Genomic DNA, 3,064 nt, shown 5'->3' with positions numbered 1-3,064 from the left:
TTTGCACCTGTGTCTGATAAGATTGCTGAATTACAAAAACTGTATGTCACTAAAAACAGTCGTGGCAAAGGTTATTCCAGTAGGTTGATAAAGCGCATATTCCAGGAAGCCCGCCTAGCAGGTTATGAACAGCTTTATCTAGAAACTACTACTGAACTGGCTACGGCTGTGACCATCTATCAACACTATGATTTTACAGCACTAAAACAACCACTTTCTAACGCCGCCGGCCACCCAGCTATGAATATCTGGATGATAAAATCTCTCTTGTCAGATGAATAGATGGCAGTATACTATGATCGACTCGAAGACATCAGGATCAAGATCCTCCACACAGTTAAAACAACTTTTAACAATGTAGCCAAGGCTATGATAGTTAAGGTATTGTTTAAGATTCATTTGCTTAATCCTCAATCATTATGATTGGGGATTTTTATGTTGGCTTCAAAAAAGCTCACTATTTAAAATAGTAAGCTTAAAATCAAGATTTATTTTACTTCTACTAAGGCAAAAGACAGACATTCAACTATTTCATTTACTGCTTCATCTATGTCTAGGTCCTCATTATCATTCAACATCATTGGAAGAGCATAAGAAAGACTCAAGGCTAAAATATAGCGAACAATTCTTTCGTTTGACCAATCTCGGATAACACCATTCTCTTTAAACTGATTCAGAACTGGACTAATTGACTTAATGATAGAGTGAACAATAACATTCCCTAACTGGTCAGAAGTAGTTTCATCAATAAAAGAACGACTCAAGAGAATTTTAACTTGCATTTGATTCTCCTGAATGAAAACTAGTCTATCTCGAACAATGCTTCTCAAAAACACTGGAAAACTCTCTTGGCTTGCTGTAAATTTCTTCTCAGAAAAATCAGCAATTACATCTGGAATAACCTGTTCGAGAAAAGTTGACAGAATAGCCTCTAAGATGCCTTCCTTGGTCTTAAAGTAACTAAAAACGGTCCCTTCTGAAACTCCAGCCTCCTTAGCAATAAGGCTGGCTGTTGTATTTTCAAAGCCAATTTCTGAAAATAGCTTTAGACTTGATAATAATACTTGACGTTGTTTTAAACTCAAGTTGCTATTTTCTAATGTCTGAGCATACTTTTGTTCTAAACTTTCCATTGCTGGCACCTCTCTGCTACTCTCTTACTTTTATAACCTTCTTACCTCGAGTGTGTCCCGACTTCAGACTACGATATGCCTCTCTAACAGACTTTAGAGAAAAATCATAAACCTGATCAATATTCAGCCGAACCTTCCCATCTGAGACCATTTCCGCTAGAACTCTAAAATCATCATATGTGGAATGTCTCGGACCCGTGAACTGAGCACCTCTTATCATAACATATGGTGAAGGTACTAACGTTCCAATAGCAGTGCCCTTCAATCCCAAACTGAAAGCCAATTTAACATAATCACTTCCATAGCAATCCAAGAACTTTGTAATCGGCGTTGGACTTGCTGATAGAAGAGCATTCTGGATGTTTCCTTCGTAAGCTACTGGTATGGCACCTAAGGACTTTAGATAATCTGAATTTTTCTTACTTGCAATTCCAATAACTGTCGCACCTTTAGCAACTGCATACTGTACTGCGATACTTCCAATACCACCTGCTGCTGCTGAAATAACTACAACATCTTTAGAGTTTAGATCAATCTTTCTAAAAGCACCTCCCACTGTTAGAGAGGCTACACCCATAGTAGCTGCATGGTTCATATCAATCATCTCTGGTTTCAACACAATTTCTGATTCATTGACACAAACTTCTGTTGCCAAAGCTCCCCTCTTGGTACCCAATCCAGGGTCACTGATCATTGTTCCAAAAACCTTATCCCCTACTGCAAACCGATTTACTCCTTCACCAACTTCTGTGATAACTCCAGCAAAATCCCGACCAACACCTCTTGGAAAAAGAGATGATTTTGACTCAAACCAACGACTTGGCTTCCTGAGTTTTGTCATAAAAGATAGAAATCGGAGTGGCTTTGCACCTTCAAAAGTCTTATAATCAATAGGATTTAAACCAACTGCATGAACTTCTACCCTCACTTGATTCAGTTTCAAAGAATCAGATTTAATGTTCACTAAATCTAACACTTCTTCATCACCGAAACGACTATATTGTATTGCTTGAACAACCATTGTATGAACTCCTTTACACATCTACAAAATTGAGTGAGCACTCAATCATTTTTTTGATTATACACTTATTCTTCATAGATTTCAACTATACTGTTTCTACAATTTCTAACTAAGTTAGCTGTTCATGATAAAAATAGATCTATTTTCCCTTATGAAAAATTATCAAACTATAAATTAGAGAAATCCGACTGCTTATGAAAGCAGTCGGATTTTTATATATCTAATTTTTCAAAAAATTTGCCTGCTGACCGCTTTTCTTTTAGCTTCTCCAGCAGCTCATCCTCTATAAAAGGAGTCAGGTCGTCAAAATCTTGGCAAACCTTAAAAACCGTCTCTCTGTCCAACTGGCCATAAGCTAGCTCATAATAGTCCTTATTATGATGCCAGTTCTGGTCATAGTTGATATCTTTCCGTTGATAGTAAACAATGTTTTGCTTCGGTGTCAGGTAAAGCTTCTGTGTTAGAATACTTTTCTGATCTTTGGACAACTTGCTACGACTGAAAATCTTAACACCTTGAAAGATCTTGCGCTCATGGATACCTTGATTTGTAACTTTTAATTCAACTCTTTTATAGTGCATATAGTCACCTCCAAAAATTACTTTCATTATATCAGACTCTGGCAGATTTTCAAGCAAAAGTGTCATTTCCAAAAATCTTTAGTCGCCTCTAAAATCTGTTCCGTTGGTGTCACAGTTGCTTCAATAATAGTTTTGCCAGTCATTTTCAGATAGGCTTGTATCAGATGATAGCCATAAGCATAGCCCGCAGCATAAGGCATTCCAACTGGTATCTGACCCTGTATCTTAGCTATTTCATCACCGTAGAGATATGGTGCCATTTCCGCCATCCCCGTTAGCTGAAGCTGACTTGAGATGATGGGCTTAATCTCTTCTAACTGCTCTGGACT

Annotated in this window: 5 protein-coding genes; 1 reads left to right on the top strand and 4 read right to left on the bottom strand. The window is 37.6% G+C overall.

The features are described from left to right. The coding region (locus GMD1S_RS11445; protein WP_000385351.1) for a GNAT family N-acetyltransferase at nt 1–282 on the top strand (282 nt) is incomplete at its 5' end. Nucleotides 283–488: 206 nt separating this feature from the next. On the opposite strand, the gene GMD1S_RS11440 is transcribed toward GMD1S_RS11445, so the two are convergent. The 4 genes from GMD1S_RS11440 to GMD1S_RS11425 form a co-directional block, all read right to left on the bottom strand. Continuing rightward, a complete protein-coding gene (locus GMD1S_RS11440; RefSeq protein WP_000444592.1) occupies nt 489–1,133 on the bottom strand; it encodes a TetR/AcrR family transcriptional regulator in 645 nt (214 codons plus the stop codon). Nucleotides 1,134–1,149: 16 nt separating this feature from the next. Further along, a complete protein-coding gene (locus tag GMD1S_RS11435; protein WP_000261421.1) occupies nt 1,150–2,154 on the bottom strand; it encodes an NADP-dependent oxidoreductase in 1,005 nt (334 codons plus the stop codon). Between the two features lie 212 nt (nt 2,155–2,366). Further along, a complete protein-coding gene (locus GMD1S_RS11430) occupies nt 2,367–2,735 on the bottom strand; it encodes an EXLDI protein (RefSeq protein WP_009013639.1) in 369 nt (122 codons plus the stop codon). Nucleotides 2,736–2,797: 62 nt separating this feature from the next. Further along, a partial coding sequence (locus GMD1S_RS11425) for a DUF2268 domain-containing putative Zn-dependent protease (RefSeq protein WP_000313479.1) occupies nt 2,798–3,064 on the bottom strand: 267 nt, incomplete at its 5' end.

Source organism: Streptococcus sp. GMD1S (genome assembly GCF_000296875.1).
Lineage (GTDB): Bacteria > Bacillota > Bacilli > Lactobacillales > Streptococcaceae > Streptococcus.
The sequence above is the reverse complement of the archived record's forward strand: the minus strand, read 5'-3'. Positions and strand labels throughout refer to the sequence as shown.

Excerpts from the sequence above, each read along its gene's own strand:
- GMD1S_RS11440 (WP_000444592.1), bottom strand. The coding sequence starts at position 1,133 with ATGGAAAGTTTAGAACAAAAGTATGCTCAGACATTAGAAAATAGCAAC.
- GMD1S_RS11435 (WP_000261421.1), bottom strand. The coding sequence starts at position 2,154 with ATGGTTGTTCAAGCAATACAATATAGTCGTTTCGGTGATGAAGAAGTG.
- GMD1S_RS11430 (WP_009013639.1), bottom strand. The coding sequence starts at position 2,735 with ATGCACTATAAAAGAGTTGAATTAAAAGTTACAAATCAAGGTATCCAT.